Annotated in this window: 16 protein-coding genes; 5 read left to right on the forward strand and 11 right to left on the reverse strand. The window is 45.7% G+C overall.

What is annotated here, in order from left to right:
• Nucleotides 1-25: 25 nt before the first annotated feature.
• From AB4154_RS13275 to gcl, 7 genes are all read right to left on the reverse strand, one after another.
• A complete protein-coding gene (locus AB4154_RS13275; protein WP_372123282.1) occupies nucleotides 26-1,462 on the reverse strand; it encodes an amidohydrolase in 1,437 nt (478 codons plus the stop codon).
• A gap of 239 nt (nucleotides 1,463-1,701) precedes the next feature.
• Entirely contained in the window at nucleotides 1,702-2,310 is a 609-nt protein-coding gene (locus tag AB4154_RS13280; RefSeq protein WP_102332259.1) for a TetR/AcrR family transcriptional regulator, read from the reverse strand.
• Nucleotides 2,311-2,473: 163 nt separating this feature from the next.
• Entirely contained in the window at nucleotides 2,474-3,784 is a 1,311-nt protein-coding gene (locus AB4154_RS13285) for a glycerate kinase (RefSeq protein ID WP_372123283.1), read from the reverse strand.
• A 252-nt stretch (nucleotides 3,785-4,036) separates the two neighbouring features.
• Complete coding sequence (locus AB4154_RS13290; RefSeq protein ID WP_017067345.1) at nucleotides 4,037-4,933, reverse strand: 2-hydroxy-3-oxopropionate reductase; 897 nt, start codon at nucleotides 4,931-4,933, stop codon at nucleotides 4,037-4,039.
• A 37-nt stretch (nucleotides 4,934-4,970) separates the two neighbouring features.
• A complete protein-coding gene (gene hyi, locus AB4154_RS13295) occupies nucleotides 4,971-5,747 on the reverse strand; it encodes a hydroxypyruvate isomerase (protein WP_017075254.1) in 777 nt (258 codons plus the stop codon).
• A gap of 210 nt (nucleotides 5,748-5,957) precedes the next feature.
• On the reverse strand, nucleotides 5,958-6,866 hold the full coding sequence (locus AB4154_RS13300) for an IS5 family transposase (RefSeq protein ID WP_372123284.1): 909 nt from the start codon (nucleotides 6,864-6,866) through the stop codon (nucleotides 5,958-5,960).
• 83 nt (nucleotides 6,867-6,949) lie between these two features.
• The gene (gene gcl, locus AB4154_RS13305; protein ID WP_372123285.1) at nucleotides 6,950-8,722 is read right to left on the reverse strand and encodes a glyoxylate carboligase; all 1,773 of its coding nucleotides are present in this window, start codon (nucleotides 8,720-8,722) and stop codon (nucleotides 6,950-6,952) included.
• Nucleotides 8,723-9,036: 314 nt separating this feature from the next.
• On the opposite strand from gcl, the gene aceB reads away from it, so the two are divergent.
• Both aceB and AB4154_RS13315 read left to right on the forward strand, forming a co-directional pair.
• Nucleotides 9,037-10,662, forward strand: a complete 1,626-nt coding sequence (gene aceB, locus AB4154_RS13310; protein WP_372123286.1) for a malate synthase A — start codon at nucleotides 9,037-9,039, stop codon at nucleotides 10,660-10,662.
• A 101-nt stretch (nucleotides 10,663-10,763) separates the two neighbouring features.
• Nucleotides 10,764-11,204: a heme-binding protein gene (locus AB4154_RS13315; RefSeq protein ID WP_008220964.1), complete on the forward strand. Its 441-nt coding sequence runs from the start codon at nucleotides 10,764-10,766 to the stop codon at nucleotides 11,202-11,204.
• A gap of 99 nt (nucleotides 11,205-11,303) precedes the next feature.
• Here the strand turns inward: AB4154_RS13315 and AB4154_RS13320 are convergent, their stop codons facing one another.
• Entirely contained in the window at nucleotides 11,304-11,786 is a 483-nt protein-coding gene (locus AB4154_RS13320) for a MarR family winged helix-turn-helix transcriptional regulator (RefSeq protein WP_017061583.1), read from the reverse strand.
• A 123-nt stretch (nucleotides 11,787-11,909) separates the two neighbouring features.
• On the opposite strand from AB4154_RS13320, the gene AB4154_RS13325 reads away from it, so the two are divergent.
• Together AB4154_RS13325 and AB4154_RS13330 are read left to right on the forward strand one after the other, a co-directional pair.
• Nucleotides 11,910-12,803 (forward strand): DMT family transporter, encoded by an 894-nt coding sequence (locus AB4154_RS13325; protein ID WP_017067653.1) that lies wholly within the window; start codon nucleotides 11,910-11,912, stop codon nucleotides 12,801-12,803.
• A gap of 332 nt (nucleotides 12,804-13,135) precedes the next feature.
• Nucleotides 13,136-14,050 carry a DMT family transporter gene (locus AB4154_RS13330; RefSeq protein WP_372123287.1) on the forward strand — a complete coding sequence of 305 codons (915 nt, stop codon included), beginning with the start codon at nucleotides 13,136-13,138 and terminating at the stop codon, nucleotides 14,048-14,050.
• Between the two features lie 108 nt (nucleotides 14,051-14,158).
• Here the strand turns inward: AB4154_RS13330 and AB4154_RS13335 are convergent, their stop codons facing one another.
• From AB4154_RS13335 to AB4154_RS13345, 3 genes are read right to left on the reverse strand one after another with little or no spacing between them, the layout of a single operon-like run.
• Complete coding sequence (locus tag AB4154_RS13335; RefSeq protein WP_372123288.1) at nucleotides 14,159-15,340, reverse strand: MFS transporter; 1,182 nt, start codon at nucleotides 15,338-15,340, stop codon at nucleotides 14,159-14,161.
• Nucleotides 15,330-16,478 (reverse strand): phosphotransferase, encoded by a 1,149-nt coding sequence (locus tag AB4154_RS13340; RefSeq protein WP_372123289.1) that lies wholly within the window; start codon nucleotides 16,476-16,478, stop codon nucleotides 15,330-15,332. The genes AB4154_RS13335 and AB4154_RS13340 overlap by 11 nt, the downstream gene beginning before the upstream one ends.
• Before the next feature lie 11 nt (nucleotides 16,479-16,489).
• Nucleotides 16,490-16,774, reverse strand: coding sequence for a GNAT family N-acetyltransferase (locus tag AB4154_RS13345; protein WP_017065024.1), 285 nt, complete (start codon nucleotides 16,772-16,774; stop codon nucleotides 16,490-16,492).
• A 274-nt stretch (nucleotides 16,775-17,048) separates the two neighbouring features.
• Between AB4154_RS13345 and AB4154_RS13350 the strand changes: the two genes are divergently transcribed.
• Nucleotides 17,049-17,795 carry a flagellar brake protein gene (locus AB4154_RS13350; protein ID WP_004732802.1) on the forward strand — a complete coding sequence of 249 codons (747 nt, stop codon included), beginning with the start codon at nucleotides 17,049-17,051 and terminating at the stop codon, nucleotides 17,793-17,795.
• Nucleotides 17,796-17,896 lie beyond the last annotated feature (101 nt).

Below are 17,896 nucleotides of genomic sequence, written 5' to 3' on the forward strand. Positions count from 1 at the left end.
CGATTTTTAGAAACCGATTTACATCTTAATCCATCAAGCTCTTAGACTTAATAGCCTTCTTTGAAAGCTCTTTGGCAAACTCAGTAATGTCAGCTTCAAACTCATCGACGCTTTGGCGGATATCATCCAGTTGAACTGTCTGCATTACGCGGTTTTCCATCACGATTTGGCCGTTAACGATGGTGGTGTCGATGTTGCTTGGGTTCGCTTGGTAAACCAATGTCGCGTATGGGTCGTAACTTGGCATCATGTTCGCTGATTGTGTTTCTACAATCACGATATCTGCTTTCTTACCCACTTCAAGAGAACCAATTTGATCTTCCATGTGTAGGGCTTTTGCGCCACCTAATGTCGCCATCTCAATGACTTGTTCAGGAATCATGATAGTGCGGTCAGAATGCTTTAAGCGTTGCATGTTGGCTGCGTAGCTTAGAGTACGCATGATATCGACTTGGTTAGAGCTCATTGGGCCGTCTGTTCCCAAGCCAATACGCATATCAGCACGGTACATATCCCACGCAGGTGCAATTCCCGTCGCGCCTTTGGCGTTCGCCATTGGGTTGTATGAGATACCCGCGTCAGCTTGCTTGAGAAGCTTTTGGTCATTCTCTGAAAGGTGAATACCGTGAGCAATCACAACACGCTCATCAAGTACGCCGATTTCATCCATGTATTCGACCGGTGACGTGGCTTTGGTTTCGTCTTTGATGCGCTTTTCTTCATTCGGGAATTCAGCAACGTGAATCAGCACTGGCACATCGTATTGAGCAGACAGCTTGTTGATTTCTTGCAGCTTATCTTTACTCACGGTGTACACCGCGTGTGGTGCATAAGCAGGTGTGATTAACTCATCGTTTTTGTACTGCTCGATAAAACCTTTGGCATATTCAATTCCGCCATAAGGTTCTTTAGCATCGACCACTGGAAACTTAATCACGGTTTCACCGAGCACAGCACGCAAACCCACTTCTTTGGTCGCTTTTGCCATTTCGTCCATGTGGTAATACATATCGGCATAAGTGGTTACACCGCTTTGTGCTAGTTCGATAGAGCCAAGCTTGGTTGCGTTGTAAATCAGTTCACGGCTTAGCTTTTCGGCTTCTAGAGGGAAGAAGTAAGCGAACAGACGATTCGAAATACCCTCTTCCCCTAAGCCACGAAACGCGATCATCGGTAAATGGTTGTGCGCGTTCACCATACCCGGCATGACGATTCCATCTTGAGCATCAATCACTTTTTCTGCGCGATATTGAGTCATTAAATCCTCGGTACCGACTGCGATGATCTGGTCGTTTTTCACTACAACAACACCATTTTCAATCACATCCATTTCTGAATTGATGGTGAGAACCTGTCCGTTGGTGATGATCAGATCAGCGTTGTATGTTTGCGTCGCGACCGTTGAACCGCAACCTGCAAGCAGAACTGCGCTGATGGTGCATGCCAAGCTTTTAAGCGTCATTGCTAAACCTTAATGTTGTGCGTGTAATATTGTTAGCGGCTTCATCTATAAGTTTCCAGCTTTTCGCTTTTCAGAAGAGTAAGTGCCGCCAATTTTCGCGATACTATAACCTGTCATTTAAATAAAATGGCATACCTAATCGAACCGAATTCAAGATAAATGAGTTATTGCACAATAGGTCACAAAAGAGGTTCTGTGCTTATAGTCACTCACACACCTAGATAAACGTTCAAACAACATTAGCTTTTCACACCACAGCCTTTAATCACTAACTGTGTGATGAACTGAGCGGCATCGGCATAGTCTTTATCATCGAGTTGGTCCTTCTGCATCACGCTGCAAATCTGCCAGCCAAAATCGGCGTAGGTTTGAGTTGCCGCCCAGATGGTAAACATCAGGTGATGAGCGGGAACATCGTCCATTAGGCCCTGCGCCGACCATGTCGAGAACTTATCAAGAATCATCTGGGATTGCTTATACAGCTCGTCACCAATCTCTTTCGGCAATACTTTAGCGCCAGACATCACTTCATTGGCAAATACCTTAGAAGCATGTGGATGGTCGCGAGAAATGATCAGCTTGGTTTGAATATATTGAGACAAGGCTTCAACAGGATCGCTCAACTCTTCAATCGGACGAGACGCTTCTAGTAAAGGCTGAGTGACGGTTTCAAGCACAGCGTTGTAGAGCTTATCTTTTGAGCTGAAATAGTAGAAGACGTTGGGTTTGGGAATGTCGGCCGCTTTTGCGATATCAGCCATTTTTGTTGCGGCATAACCATGAGTGGCGAATTGTTCACACGCGACTTCGATGATTAAATCTTGATTCTTTTGTCTGATCCTAGACATATTGCATCCTTTACAGCTCGTTACTAAAATCATAGTAATCAACGTGCTTCATTAGTCCAGAAGATAATCTCAGAACTCAAGGTCACCGCATTGATAACAATAAAATGGCCGCTCTATTTGTTAAGAAGCGACCATTCCATACCGTGTTTTTGAACTGTTCAAGTTAAAGAATCAATATCGCGCGGAAGTCATTCACATTGGTCAGCGTTGGCCCCGTGGTTAGAAGCACATCGACTTGCTTGAAAAAATCGTAGCTGTTGTTGGCATCGAGATAGTCTTGCGCTTTAAGCGACAGGCTCGAACCTAGTTGCCATGTTTGAGGCGCGATCCATGCTCCCGCATTGTCTTCAACACCATCAATCCCGTCGGTATCAGCAGCCAATGCAAATATGTTGTCTTGGCCTTTAAGCTCGTTATACAAGCTCAACAAGAACTCACAGTTACGCCCACCGCGACCATTCCCTTTAACGGTTACCGTGGTTTCCCCGCCGGAAAGTATCACGCAAGGCGTCTCAAATGGGTGCTTGTTATTAGCCACTTGTTTGGCTAGCGCAGCATGCACCTTCGCGACATCTCGCGCTTCTCCCTCTATGCAATCACTCAACACATAAGCGGGAATACCCAAGCCTTCAGCTTCTGCAGCAGCGGATTCCAATGCCGACATTGGTGTCGCGATAATATGGTGCTCCGCGTTCTTCCAACATACGTCATCTGGCTTTACGGTTTCTGACTCTGGATTATTTAACCATTCAAATGCCGAGCGTGGTGTTTCTATTTGGTAACGCTCTAAAATTGCCATCGCATCAAAACGCGTGGTGGTGTCGGGTACGGTTGGGCCAGAGGCAATCACACTAATGTCATCGCCCGGCACATCTGAAATCGCCAAAGATACGACTCTTGCTGGGTAAGCAGCCTTTGCTAGTCGCCCACCTTTAATCGAAGATAAATGCTTGCGAACACAGTTCATCTCATCAATGGCAGCGCCTGATTTAAGCAACGCCTTATTGATTTGTTGCTTCTCTGCTAGGCTGATGTCACCACCGGGCAAACTTAGCAAAGCAGAGCCACCGCCTGACAGTAGGCAAATAACCGTGTCGTCAGCACTCAAACCACTCACCAATTGCAGCATACGTTGGCTTACCTCTAAGCCCATCGCATCTGGTACTGGATGCGCCGCTTCAATCACCTCAATGTGTTCGCAAGGTGCGGTGTGCTCATAACGAGTCACCACTAAGCCTTCAAGATCACGCAGTGCGAGATCTTGCTGTTTCTTTGCCTGCCAAACCGCTTCAAGCTCTGCGGCCATTGACGCGGCCGCTTTTCCTGCTCCTATCACCACAGTACGCCCGGCTTGATTAGCAGAGCGATAAAAAATGTCTTGAGGAAGAAAAGGTTCGATGTGATTTTTAGGTAGCGCCTGATTAACAGCACTTGAGAAAAGGGTTTGTAGAAACTGCTTAGCATCAATGTCCATCAGCCACTCCTTAGTTGACGGAGAAAAAAAGAACCCCGATACAAGGCCAAAGGGTGCCTGCTAAGATCAAGTTGGAAAGGAACAACTTCAACCTCTGCCTCGTATCAGGAACGCGTATAAAAGGAGACGAAACTACGCGATTTATAAACAAACTGTTTGAAACTGTTGGGCTACGAATCGATAGCAGCCCTAATTAATTAACGGATAATCGGTTGATTGACTAACCACTAAACGGACAAACCGTTAACTAGATTAACGAATCGAGTGATCAGAACGTTTCTCAATCGCTTGAATAAGCGCAGAGTGGTCCCAACCTTCACCGCCCATTTCGGCACACTCGCCAAACAGCTCTTGTGCATTTGCCGTGTTCGGTAGCGCAACCCCTAGCTCCTGTGCGCCCGTTAGCGCAAGATTTAAGTCTTTTTGGTGAAGTGAGATTCTAAAGCCAGGGTCGAATGTGCCTTCAACCATACGCTCACCGTGCACTTCCAATATCTTAGAGTTAGCAAAGCCACCTAATAAAGCCTGACGTACTCGCGCTGGATCAGCGCCTGCTTTCGAAGCAAAGACTAACGCCTCAGACACGGCTTCGATATTCAGAGCAACAATGATCTGGTTCGCCACCTTACAGGTTTGACCCGCACCGTTGTCGCCCACCAGCGTAATATTCTTACCCATGATTTCAAATAGCGGACGTGCTTTGTCAAAGGCGTCTTGCTCACCACCAACCATGATAGTCAGCGCTGCATTAATAGCGCCTACTTCGCCACCTGATACCGGTGCATCAAGGTATGAAGCACCACCTTCATTGATTCGCGCTGCAATTGCTTTGGTCGCGATTGGCGAAATTGAACTCATGTCGATAACCAGTTTTCCAGCTGCACCGCCCGCCATTAGGCCTTTCTCAACACCGTTGTCACCAAACAGGACATCTTCCACTTGAGGGGTATTCGGCACCATTAGGATAATGATATCCGCTGCTTCAGCCGCTTCCGCTGGTGAGTGGCAGACCGTTGCACCCGCTGCCACAAGATCGGCAGGTGCTGCATTAAAGTGATCCGACAGAATCAAATCGTGACCTGCTTTTTGAAGGTTACTCGCCATAGGTTTCCCCATGATGCCAGTTCCGATAAATGCAATTTTAGACATGTTGTTCTCCTTAACGTTTGAGGGTTACCAGACGCAATTAACGGTACTGGTGTAGCCAACCAAGGCCTTCTGTCGTCGTTGTTTTTGGCTTGTATTCGCAGCCAACCCAGCCTTGATAACCAAGCTCATCAAGATAATTGAGCACGAATGGGTAATTGATTTCTCCAGTCCCCGGTTCGTGTCGACCTGGATTGTCAGCCAGTTGAACGTGTGCGATTTGACCAATGTTCTGCTGCATGGTCGGCGTAAGATCGCCTTCCATAATCTGCATGTGATAAATATCGTATTGGATAGAAAGGTTATCGCTCCCTACCTCTTTGATGATCGCTTTGGCTTGCTCAGTCGTGTTCAAGAAGAAGCCCGGAATATCACGGGTATTGATCGCCTCTATCACTAAGCTAATGCCTTCTGCTGCTAGCGCGTTCGCCGCGTAATGCAGGTTAATCACAAACGCCGATTGCGCATCTTGTTGGGTCACACCTTGCGGAACAATCCCGGCCAAGCAATTCACTTGAGTACAACCGAGCGCTTTTGCGTAAGCGATAGCTTTAGGTACACCCGCTTGAAACTCTTCAACTCGTGCAGGGTCGACCGCGATACCACGGTCGCCAGCGTCCCAATCACCCGCAGGCAAGTTAAATAGCACTTGCTCTAGGTTATTAGCATCGAGCTTTGCTTTGATTGCCTGAGCATCAAAGGCGTAAGGGAAAAGATACTCCACACCTTGAAAGCCCGCTTCTGCGGCGGCTTCAAAGCGATCCATAAAATCAACTTCCGTGAATAACATTGACAAGTTTGCTGCAAATTTTGCCATGACTCTGTCCTTATTCTTTATTTGGTGAAACTATGACTGTTTAGTGAAGCAACGGTTATTTGGTGGAGCTACGGTTGCTTAGTAAGCCTCGCTCTATTGGAGACTTTTCGTAGAGCTAAACCTCAGCTCTACGGATACACATTACTTAATGATTACGGCGTTGTTGATCAAATCAGCTTGAAGATCAACGACACCATATGTAGCTAGCCGTTAGCTTCTAACGGGCATACCTAGTCCTATGACTTTGTTAATCGCTTTGACATTCGCCATGATTTCGCCCACTTGAGCGTTGTAACATCTCAAGCTCAATTTATCGCTTGTTAGTCCTTTATATCGGGACATAGCAGTCTCAGATATTGAACGATAGTGATAACCAGACTCTGTTTTCCATTCCGATATTGTTCCATCTATCAGAGCCATTACCGCTTTGTTTCTGGGATGACCGTCTTCCCAAAGAGCTGCATTCTTTCGAGGCGGTATTAACGGAGTACAGCCTTTATTTTTCAGAGTCTCGTGGCAATTTTTTGTGTCATATGCTCCATCGGCGGATACGGCAGCGACCTTTCTACGTAGTGGGTTGAGTAACGTCGGTAACACTTCACTATCGCCTACATTTACAAGACTGACTTCCGCACTAATCGCTTCGTGAGTATCCACATCCACAGCTAAGTGCAGTTTGCGCCATGTCCTACGTTTTTCTGGACCATGCTTTTTCACTTTCCACTCCCCCTCACCAAAGACTTTGAGGCCAGTAGAATCAATGGCTATATGGCGAATAGCCCCTCTCGATTTATTGCGATATTTGACCTGAACTGTCTTCGGGCGTTTACTGATACAGGTGTAGTCAGGGGACGTTAGTGGAACATCTAATAGCTCAAAGATAGAGTCGATAAAGCCTTGAAGAGCACGTAAAGGAAGAGAGAAGATGCCCTTAATCATCAAGGCGGTTTCAATCGCTGTATCAGAGTACTGAAAGCCTCTCCCACGCTTACCATGATGAGTTTTGCATCGCCATGCATCTACGGCTGAATCATCTATCCAGAATGTAACCGAACCACGTTTACAAAGAGCCTTATTGTACTCCGCCCAGTTAGTTATCTTCTTGTTTGCTTTACCCATATCACCACCATTCCAATCGTTTCAAATGATCAGATCACAGGACTTGGAAAAGGTTCAACTAATTTAGGCAACAACGCCAATGATTACTTGTACGCCAGCGCCGTTGGAGCGTCGCCGCGGCTTTCGGCAAGTGGCTCAAATTCGTTGATGGCGTTGATCTCTACGCCCATCGCAATATTGGTCACTCGCTCAAGAATCAGCTCAACAACAACCGGTACTTTATGCTTATTCATCAACTCTTTGGCTTGTTCAAACGCAGCGGCAATTTGCTCAGGTTCACGAACTCGAATCGCCTTACAACCTAAACCTTCAACTACTGCGACATGGTCTACCCCGTAGCCTTCAAGCTCTGGCGCATTCTGGTTATCAAACGCCAGTTGTACACAATAATCGATATCAAATTGGCGCTGTGCTTGGCGAATCAAACCTAAGTACGAGTTGTTCACCAACACATGAATGTATGGCAGGTTGAATTGCGCACCAACGGCCAGTTCTTCGATCATGAATTGGAAATCGTAATCACCAGAGATAGCAACGATATCGCGATCTGGATCGGCCGCTCGTACGCCTAATGCAGCGGGTGTAGTCCAACCTAGTGGACCTGCTTGACCACAGTTGATCCAGTTACGAGGCTTATAAACATGCAGGAACTGAGCGGCAGCGATTTGCGACAAACCAATGGTGCTCACATAGCAAGTGTCACGGCCAAATGCCTTGTTCATCTCTTCATAAACACGCATCGGTTTCATTGGCGCTTCATCGAAATTGGTTTTACGCAGCATGGTCGACTTGCGTTCCTGACACTCACTTGCCCAAGCATTTCGATTCGGCAGTTTGCCAGCGTCACGCCACTCTTGCGCCACTTCAACCATTAACTCCAGCGCTGCCTTGGCATCAGAGACAATGCCTAAATCTGGGCAGAACACGCGGCCGATTTGGGTTGGTTCAATATCAACGTGAACAAACTTTCGGCCTTCAGTGTAAACATCGACAGAGCCGGTATGACGGTTTGCCCATCGGTTACCGACACCAAACACAAAGTCAGAGTTGAGCATGGTTTCGTTGCCGTAACGGTGAGACGTTTGTAGCCCTACCATGCCTGCCATTAATTCATGATCATCTGGGATCGAGCCCCAACCCATCAAGGTTGGAATCACAGGAACTCCAGTGATCTCGGCAAACTGTTGCAACAATTCAGACGCGCCAGCGTTAATCACGCCACCACCAGATACAATCAGCGGTTTTTCAGATTGAGACATCATGGTTAATGCTTTCTCAACCTGCGCGCGTGTCGCTTGTGGCTTATAAGGTTCTAGCGGTTCATAGGTATCGATATCAAATTCAATCTCAGCCAGCTGAACATCAATCGGTAGATCAATCAGGATTGGACCCGGACGACCCGAACGCATTAAATGAAAGGCTTTTTGGAATGCACGTGGCACTTGAGCCGGTTCAAGAACCGTAGTCGCCCACTTAGTGACTGGTTTAGCGATAGATTCAATATCAACCGCTTGGAAGTCTTCTTTATGAAGGCGGGCACGCGGGGCCTGACCTGTAATACATAGGATTGGGATTGAATCTGCAGACGCCGAATAAAGCCCCGTGATCATGTCCGTTCCCGCAGGGCCAGAAGTACCAATACACACACCGATATTGTCTTGATTGGTACGTGTGTACCCTTCAGCCATATGCGATGCACCCTCTACGTGGCGAGCTAAGACGTGGTCGATTCCTCCGAGTTTTTTCATAGCCGCATACATAGGGTTTATTGCTGCGCCGGGAACACCAAATACGATGTCTACACCTTCACGTTTAAGCACTTCTACCGCTGCTTCAATCGCTTTCCTAATTGCCATTCGAACCTCCAGTTCAGATTGTATACAATTAACCTAACTTTTGTATACTATGAACCATCCTCGCTATTTATCAACCCCAGAATGAAACAATCTTGTTACATCAACCCATCACATTAAGTACGCACTTACCCTGAAAAGCTTACAATTCATTGCTTTACATAAAATATCTTTACGTGAAAATAAATTACAAAAAGATCAAATGATAAATAAATGTTAAATACCGTTTGCTTGTTTACAATTTCTACCATATAAATATCCTTAAAAAGAGAATTTTGTATACAAAATGACATCATATTGTGTAAAGGAGACAGGCAATGATGAATGACGTGAAAGAAAGAGAAGAAACGCTGTGTATGCAGGTACTTGGGAATATGGACAACCCCGAGTACAAAAAGATCTTGTCTAAAGATGCATTGAAATTCTTAGAAGCTATCGTTAACAAGTTTGGAGATCGCCGTCATGCCCTGCTAAATGATCGCGATATTAAACAAGCACAATACGATAACGGTGAGTTACCCAACTTCAGAAAGGACACTATCTCTATTCGTCAGAATAAAGAGTGGAAAGTCGCAACACCGCCACCAGAGCTACTAGATCGTCGCGTAGAGATCACAGGTCCTATCGAGAGAAAGATGGTAATCAACGCATTAAACTCGGGTGCGAAAGTCTTCATGTGCTGCTTTGAGGATGCGTCTTCCCCAACTTGGGCCAACATGGTCGAAGGGCAAATTAACTTAAGAGATGCCAATTTAGGCACCATCAGCTATTTCGATGAGAAGAAACAAAAGAACTACCAGCTAAACAGCGACCCTGCGTTGTTAATCGCTCGCCCTCGTGGAATCCATCTACCTGAACAATCGATTCAATTCAACAATCAGCCTATCGGCGGTTGCTTGATGGACTTCGCTTTGTACTTTTTCCATAACTATCAGTCACGTGCAAAACAAGGCTTAGGTGTTTACTACTACATTCCCAAGCTTGAGAGCATGGAAGAAGCACAGTGGTGGGACGATATTTTCAGCTTCACCGAAAACTATTTCCACGTACCCAAAGGCACCATTCGTGCGACAGTTTTGATTGAGACACTTCCAGCCGTATTCCAAATGGAAGAGATCTTGTACGCCATGCGTGATCATATCGTGGCAATGAACTGTGGCCGTTGGGATTACATCTTCAGCTACATCAAAACGCTGAAAAACCATAAAGACCGCATCCTGCCTGACCGCCATGGGATCGGTATGGATCAAGAATTCCTCAACGCCTATAGCCAACTACTGGTGCGTACTTGTCACGCTCGTGGCGCACTGGCGATGGGTGGTATGTCGGCTTTTATTCCAGCAAAAGATCCGCAAGAAATGGCGCGTGTCACCGCCAAGGTTATCGAAGATAAGCAGAGAGAATCTCAGAACGGACACGATGGCACTTGGGTCGCGCACCCTGCACTGGTTGATTTAGCGATGTCGATATTCGATAAGCACCTTGATGGCAAAGTAAACCAAATGGATTTCCAAAGCCCAGAGCATGTGATCAATGCAGATTCGTTACTAAAACCTTGCGAAGGCAGCCGCGACGAAGCGGGTGTGCGTAAGAATATACGCATCGCGCTTTATTACATCGAAGCTTGGATTCAAGGCTACGGCTGTGTACCTATCTACGGCCTTATGGAAGATGCGGCGACCGCTGAGATCTCGAGAGCCAATATTTGGCAATGGATCCACCACGGCGTCACGCTTGATGACGGCCAAACCTTTACCAAACAACTGTTCCACTCTTGGCTTTACCAGGAGTTAGACACGATAAAACATGAAGTCGGAGACTCGCGCTATTCAGCAGGTCGATTTGAAGAGACAGCTGATCTTTTCTATCAACTTTCTACAGCCGAAGAGTTCGCCGCCTTCCTAACTTTACCCAGCTATGGGCTATTACAAGAGTCCAATTAGGACTCTTGTACCGAGCTGAATCAGTCGATGATATTCACAACAAGCGTAATGATTGGCTGACTTAGCTTGGTACACGGCCCCTTGAAAAACTAGGAGATAACATGGGAAGTTTGACTCTACAACAAGCGTTAACCATCATTGATGGCACCTTAAAAGCAGGAAACAAGATCCACACAGAACCTTTGACGGTCGCCGTCTTAGACAGCGGTGGCAAGCTGATTTCTCTGCAACGTCAAGACGGCTCTAGCATGATGCGACCAGACATCGCGATTGCTAAAGCGTGGGGAGCACTCGCACTGGGTTGTTCCTCTAGAAAACTCGCCCAAGATGCTGATAATCGACCAGCATTTATCTCCGCCGTAAACGTACTCGCACACGGAAACATGGTGCCAGTGCCAGGGGGCCTACTGATTCGAGATAAGGATAAAACGGTACTTGGTGCGATTGGGGTCAGCGGTGACATCTCAGACATCGACGAAAGTTGCGCCATCAACGGCATTGGTTGTGCAGAACTGTTCAGTGACGAGATGCTGCAAGCTTAACTCGCCAATTCGCTGTACTTGAAGTTCTTAAACAAGCACAAAAAAACCGAAGCGATTAAGCTTCGGTTTTTTATTGAATCTAAAGGAAGATCAGAAAAACTACTCGTACGCGCTCAACCATGTTTTCAGAAGTTGGTTGGTGTTCTTCTTCTGACTCGCAGACAATGATTTAACCAGTTTTTTCTGCATTTCGACATGTTCAGTCATCATTTGGTCAATCAGAATAAGACCATCTTTAGTTAACTGGACACTCACGCTGCGTCTGTCTTCTTTGCTGTGTTCACGACTGATCAGCCCTTTGGCTTCTAGCTTATCAAGGCGATTGGTCATCGCGCCAGATGTCAGCATCATGGATCCAATCAGTTCAGATGGCGTCAGTCGGTAAGGCTTCCCAGAACGTCGCAACGTCGCCAGCACATCAAACTCACCCAGCTTCATGTCGTATTTTTTATGAAGCTCGGCAACTTGCGTCTCCATATACTTGGCAATACGCATAATCCGACCCATCATTGCCATAGGCTCAGTATCTAGTTCGGGCTTTTCCTTTGCCCATTGCTCTACTACGCGGTCGATAGCATCCATTTGCAATCTCGCTCCGTTGTTAGTCTGATTACTTCAAACTAGTTTAACATAAAGATACTTTACAACCACTAGTTCTCAGTATACAGTTCACACAATAGTTATCTTAACGTAAAGATATTTTAAATGAACATATTATTAGCAATGATCCCCGCGTTCTTTTGGGGAACAACCTATGCAGTGACGCAATTTACGCTACAGGAGTGGCCACCATTATTATTGGGTGCTTTGCGTGCGTTACCTGCTGGTTTGTTATTGCTAGCAGTAAAACCAACACTGCCTAAAAAAGGCGAGTGGCAAATCATTTTCACACTGGGCCTTATCAATATCGCGACCTTCTTTGGCTTGATCTTCGTGATGGCGCTAACGCTGCCTTCGGCAATCTCTGGCGTGGGCATGATCTCCGTGCCGGTGTTCGCGATGATCTTCCACTGGGTAGTGAAAAAACAGCGCCCGCATCTGATTCAAGCCCTTTCGGGTATTGGCTTGATCACCTTAGCGTGGATACTGTTTAACCCAAGCCAAATTGCTCTGAACCCAATCGGTTTAGGCGCAATGTTTGCCGCAATAATGTGTATTGTCATCGGCAGCAGCATTACCAAGTCACTGGGTAACCGCATGCACTGGTGGAAGGTATTAACATGGCAACTGATTCTGGGCGGTACGATTTTGTCTGTCGCGTCTGGCGTTCATGCATTCATCGATCCGCAGCCTTATATTAATGCCGTGACTCATTTCGATACTCGTAATGCTATGGGACTCGTATGGGTTATTGGGCTAAACACAGCGCTGGGTTACGGCATGTATGTGTGGTTGCTACAGCGTATGTCGGTGGTTGATTTCACCTTCGGTGGCATCGCAAACCCAGTAGCTGGCATCGTGACCGGTATGGTGTTGATGGGTGAATCATTCACTGCAGTACAATACTCACTAATGACCGGCATGATAGTGATGTCACTGCTACCACAACTTATCCTTGCGGTAAGACAATCCAAACAAGTCAAGCCTGTTACGCAGTAGACGCAGCCTCTTAAACGTATTGTTCAAAAACGCGCCTCATTGAGGGCGCGTTTTTTGTTGCTACGCTAACAGCAATAACCCAACAGCCATACTCGTTGAGTTGACCATTCCTTAAGTTAAATTAAACCTCACAAAGAACAATGACTTTACTTTAACTATCTAAAGCGAATTTATTTTCTATAAAATAATCATACTAGAGATTTAATTTCCACAAAAAACTCAAATTAGAGATAAAAAGACAAAACTTTTCTCCGACTACCTTTCTATACTGTGCCACGTCATTAAGGCGCTACAAGCCTATGATTTAAAATAATTATTAATGAGTAGTCACCATGAATTCGAAGTCGCTAACTATTTTGCTTTTTGTCTCTGTTTGCTTAATTTGGGGAACCACTTGGTTCGCTATGGAAGTAGCATTGCATTCTATCCCACCTATTTTTGCTACTGCGTTGCGCTTTTTACTTGCAGCACCTCTGCTTGCAGTATTGGCGAAAGTCTTCAACCAACCACTGCTGTTCCCTAAAGGTAAGCGCCAATGGCTGCTTATTGTTGCGTTGATGTATTTCGCGATTCCGTTTACGTTGATGATCTATGGCGAGCAATACATCTCTTCAGGTTTAGCGTCGATCATCTTCGCCAACATGCCTGTGGCTGTGATGTTGATGTCTGGCTTATTCTTAGGTCTACGACTAGCGAAGCACCAGATATTCGGGTTGATCGCTGCTGTTGTGAGCCTATGTCTAATCCTTGGTAATGAAATGCAGATGGGTGGCGATGACTACCTAATTGGCACGGTTTGCTTAGGCCTTGCTGTTGCGATTCACGCAGTGATGTATGTGCTGGTTCAAAAGCACTGCAAAGGTATTGAAGTACTAACCTACAACGCCGTACCAAGCTTAATTGCAGCTCTATTCTTATTTGCTGTATCAGCTATAGGTGAAAACGTGAATATTGAATCTTTCACTTGGGACTCAATCTCTGCTGTGGTTTACCTAGGCTTTGTGGCGAGTGTTGGCGGCATTGTGGCTTACTTTAAATTAGGTCAGGTTTCGACACCTTTCCAAGCGTCTATCTGCTTCCTAATCTTCCCAGTGATTGCGCTGCTGATCTCTTGCTACATCAATGGTGAGGTTCTATCTGAACAGTCACTTGTAATGATGATTCCTCTACTTTGCGGCATCTTACTGACCAAAGCACCAAAGGGAATCTTCAAGCTGCGTACCGAATTAAAAACCGTAAGAAACTGATCCGCGTGAAACCTATTTTGCGGATTAGATATACATATCCCACATAAACAAAAAGCTCCAATATCACTATTGGAGCTTTTTGCTTATTTCATAATATCGAGACCAACATTAGCGCCAGCTAAACATTCGCACTTCGTTGCCCTCTTCAGGTTTCTTCGGAATGTTTAAAGATAGCGCTAGAGAAACCACGGCCATCACTGCACCAATATAGAAAACCGTTGCAGGGGAAGACAGCCAAATCACACCAAACGCGACTGGAATAACAACCGCTGCAATATGGTTGATGGTGAAAGAGACACCCGCGGTTGAGGCCATGTCAGCAGGATCCGCAATTTTCTGGAAGTAGGTTTTGATCGCCAATGCCAACGCAAAGAACAGATGATCGACCACGTAAAGTGCTGCCGCCCACTCGGCACTTTGCACCAAGCCATAACCGACAAACACGCCAATCAAACCAACATACTCGAAGATCAGCGCTTTGCGCTCACCAACTACACCAATAAATTTACCAATGCGTTTTGCGAACAAGAAGTTAAACAGATAGTTGATTAAGAACAGTAGCGTGATGTCTGCGGCAGAATAACCGAACTTCTCTACCATCAAAAAGCCTGCGAACACCGTGAAGATCTGTCTTCTTGCACCACTCATAAAGGTGAGAGCGTAGTAGAGCCAGTAACGCTTTCTCAGCACCAACTTCTTATTCTGTTGAGTCTTGGTTTGAAATTCAGGGAAACCAAAGGTCATCACCAAAACTAAAACAAAACCAATTCCGCCAGTGATGCCATACACCCAAGCAAAGTCGAGTTTGAGTTGCTCTAACATCACCCAAATAGAGCCATAAGTGATTAAAGATGCCAACGCGCCAACGGAGATCATCTTACCTAGCATCTCTGGCGCTTCTTCTTTACTCAACCATTGCAGTGACAAAGACTGCTTCAGCGTTTCAAAATAGTGAAAGCCCGTCGACATTAAAATGGTAGTCAGCAACAATCCAGTGAGTGAGGGGAACAGACCCGTAATCGCGGTGCCTACAGTGAGCATCGCCAGCGATATCAACATGAAGCGTTGCTCACGAATGAATGCCAACACAAACACTACGGTAAACGCTAAGAAACCCGGGATCTCACGCACACTTTGCAGCAAGCCAATATCCGCACCATCAAAGTTCGCCTTCTCAATCACGAAGTTATTAAGCAAAGCCATCCAGCTCGAAAACGCGATCGGTACAACAATCGAAATCAGTAATAAAAAGTTTTGCGGCGTTTTCCAGCTCGCGGTTCTATCGAACATTGACGGACTCCTGTTCGTCTAATTGAGTGAGCACTCGTAAGGTCAACTGCTCAGTATAAGGGTTAATCTTCCAATGCTCTGGGCTCCAGCCTTTTACGAAACGTTGGAAATCGGCCCACGCCACGTAAAACATTGGTCGCCATGCTGCTTCTACCTCATCAAATGAAAGGTGTGGCTGATAGTACGCCAATGCCTCTTTCAAGTAGTGGAAGTAAGCATCTAGTACTTCTGATTCAAGCTCTGCGCAATCTTGTGGCCTAATCGCGCTGCTCATGAACAAGGCGACGTCTTTCATCGCACAGCCGTAACCCACATATTGGAAATCGACCGCAGCCGCGCGCTCGCTTTCAGAATCAAAACAAAAATTGGCGAGCTTGGCATCGCCATGGACTAAGGTTTGATATGGACATTCTTTTAATAAACGGTCGATGTGCTTGGCTTGGTTCTTCAATGGTAAATCAGCCAAGGCATTGAGTTCATCAGGGCGTGTATCTAGATGCCAATAAGTACCGACTTGCCACAATGATGACAACTGCTCTTGATTGATATTGATGTGCTTTGCGTGAAAGTTAGCAAGCCATTTAAGGCAAGCATTACGTTGTTTTTGCTCTTCTCTTGTGTAACTAGATGCCTGATAGTCAGAAGCAGCAAGCACATCAAAATGAGAGGTTAACGGAAAACCTATATCCGCTAAGTCTTGCATCACAATCAGCCACTCATTCTCTTCTAGTTCACATTGCAGCCCAACAGGTACAGGGCAGCGCTCATCCCATTGTTGGGTGAATGACTGATACCAAGCTGTTTCCACTTGGTAAGAGTGTACCTTTCGTTGGTGAGAGAGTTTGGTATTCCAACCTTTTGGGTGTTCAGCTTTATCTGGCAACGCGACATGTTTAACAATCACACTCTTGAGTTCCGCACTGCTTTCTTGAGAAAAGACTAAGCGAACTAACTCGCCATATCCACCCCATAGGCGTTGAATCACTTGGACATCAAACCCTTCATGACAACCCAGCGAGGTCGCTATTTTTTGATAAAGCTCATTTTGATAAAACTCTTGTTGATAAAGCTCTGGCTGATTTTGACTTGAACCCGCTTCAGGTTGAGCTCGATTATTCGACGATATTGATTGAGACATATTACTCGTTGTTATGCTTTATCGGATAGAAGGTGTGACCACTGTGGCTGCCTATTCATGTAGTGAACCACATAGCTACAAACCGGCACAATTTTGAAGCCCGCTTGTTCAATTTCAGGCAATACCGACTCCATCATCGCCTTACCAAAGCCCTTGCCTTGCAGTTCATCAGGGATTCGAGTTGAGGTGATATGCAGTACATCGCCATCCTTTTTATACTTAACTACCGCAAACTGATCTGGTTCTAACTCAACCGTGATCTGGTTCACATCTTGATCCCATTTAACTGCCTGCATTCTCAACTCCTGCAAATAATGGATACGACAAACAATTAAAGTTTGAAGTATGAATTCCTTGTAATAGACTAACGCAAGTGCATATAAATAAAACTAAGTACTTACAATCAAAGAAAATATTATTATAGCGTGTGGTTATAAATAAAATTCAAACCAATTAAAAGCACTCTATAAATTGCGTTAGTACACCTACTAAATCTAGCACGTAATAACCCCTTGTTAGCAAGTTACCAGTATAACTAACAGACGCATGTTGGCGCATGGAGAACATATAATGAACGCACCCCTGAAGAAGCCTTTGGAGCATAATCAGGCACTTCAAGACCCTCGTAATCGCACCGTTTCCACTATCAATAGCACTGATGCACTGGCCATGATTGAGCACGGCAGTGAGCTGACATTAAATGTCTCGACTCCCGTTGGCACGAAGTTTCTCGCCACCACCAAGTTTATCGGAACGCACAGTGATAACTGTATTGTGGTTGAGGTTCCCGAGGTATCCAATGAAGATCTGAACTTTTTCTTTCAAGAAGGTTTTTGGATGACCGCTCGTGCGTATTCTCTACGAGGTGAAGGCGCGCTTATCCACTTTAGAAGCCAAATTCACCATAAGATTGGTGAACCCTTCCCTATTCTAGTGCTGTCTACACCAAGCACGATGCAAGTGACACAGCTACGTAAAGAAACACGCTATGAAGTGAATCTGGCTTCAAGAATCATCTTCAACGACCAGCGAGCAAACTGTGAGATAAGAGACTTATCGAAAAGTGGTTGTCGTTTCGTTACCTCACCAACCTCTCGTGCGATTCAGATTGCCGATCGCGTGTCTATTGAGATAACCCCTGAAAACTACAATGGCCCTCTTATCCCTCCTTTAAGAGGCATCATCTGTAATCTGCAAAAATCGACGCACTACGCTCGATACGGTGTGGAATTTGATGATATTGGCCGAGCTAACGCTAAACACTTGTTGGCAAAATTGAAGTTCGATGGCACCAAGCTCTGCTTACGAAACGGCTAAGATCATTTAACACGCTGCGCTCGTCTAATTCGTGAATTGACCAAATACAAACCACTCACTCGCGAGCAAAGTCGCAACCAATAAAAAAGGTTCATCGCGGA

Origin of the sequence: Vibrio sp. 10N.286.51.B11 (assembly GCF_041469245.1) — a bacterium.
In the GTDB taxonomy this organism is placed as follows: Bacteria; Pseudomonadota; Gammaproteobacteria; order Enterobacterales; family Vibrionaceae; genus Vibrio; species Vibrio crassostreae_C.

Bases quoted from the DNA above. Each gene is read 5' to 3' on its own strand.
- AB4154_RS13325 (WP_017067653.1), top strand. From the start codon at position 11,910: ATGAACATATTATTAGCAATGATCCCCGCGTTCTTTTGGGGAACAACC.
- AB4154_RS13335 (WP_372123288.1), bottom strand. From the start codon at position 15,340: ATGTTCGATAGAACCGCGAGCTGGAAAACGCCGCAAAACTTTTTATTA.
- AB4154_RS13345 (WP_017065024.1), bottom strand. From the start codon at position 16,774: ATGCAGGCAGTTAAATGGGATCAAGATGTGAACCAGATCACGGTTGAG.
- gcl (WP_372123285.1), bottom strand. From the start codon at position 8,722: ATGGCAATTAGGAAAGCGATTGAAGCAGCGGTAGAAGTGCTTAAACGT.
- AB4154_RS13285 (WP_372123283.1), bottom strand. From the start codon at position 3,784: ATGGACATTGATGCTAAGCAGTTTCTACAAACCCTTTTCTCAAGTGCT.
- aceB (WP_372123286.1), top strand. From the start codon at position 9,037: ATGATGAATGACGTGAAAGAAAGAGAAGAAACGCTGTGTATGCAGGTA.
- AB4154_RS13340 (WP_372123289.1), bottom strand. From the start codon at position 16,478: ATGTCTCAATCAATATCGTCGAATAATCGAGCTCAACCTGAAGCGGGT.
- AB4154_RS13300 (WP_372123284.1), bottom strand. From the start codon at position 6,866: ATGGGTAAAGCAAACAAGAAGATAACTAACTGGGCGGAGTACAATAAG.
- AB4154_RS13315 (WP_008220964.1), top strand. From the start codon at position 10,764: ATGGGAAGTTTGACTCTACAACAAGCGTTAACCATCATTGATGGCACC.
- AB4154_RS13320 (WP_017061583.1), bottom strand. From the start codon at position 11,786: ATGGATGCTATCGACCGCGTAGTAGAGCAATGGGCAAAGGAAAAGCCC.
- hyi (WP_017075254.1), bottom strand. From the start codon at position 5,747: ATGGCAAAATTTGCAGCAAACTTGTCAATGTTATTCACGGAAGTTGAT.
- AB4154_RS13330 (WP_372123287.1), top strand. From the start codon at position 13,136: ATGAATTCGAAGTCGCTAACTATTTTGCTTTTTGTCTCTGTTTGCTTA.
- AB4154_RS13290 (WP_017067345.1), bottom strand. From the start codon at position 4,933: ATGTCTAAAATTGCATTTATCGGAACTGGCATCATGGGGAAACCTATG.
- AB4154_RS13275 (WP_372123282.1), bottom strand. From the start codon at position 1,462: ATGACGCTTAAAAGCTTGGCATGCACCATCAGCGCAGTTCTGCTTGCA.
- AB4154_RS13350 (WP_004732802.1), top strand. From the start codon at position 17,049: ATGAACGCACCCCTGAAGAAGCCTTTGGAGCATAATCAGGCACTTCAA.
- AB4154_RS13280 (WP_102332259.1), bottom strand. From the start codon at position 2,310: ATGTCTAGGATCAGACAAAAGAATCAAGATTTAATCATCGAAGTCGCG.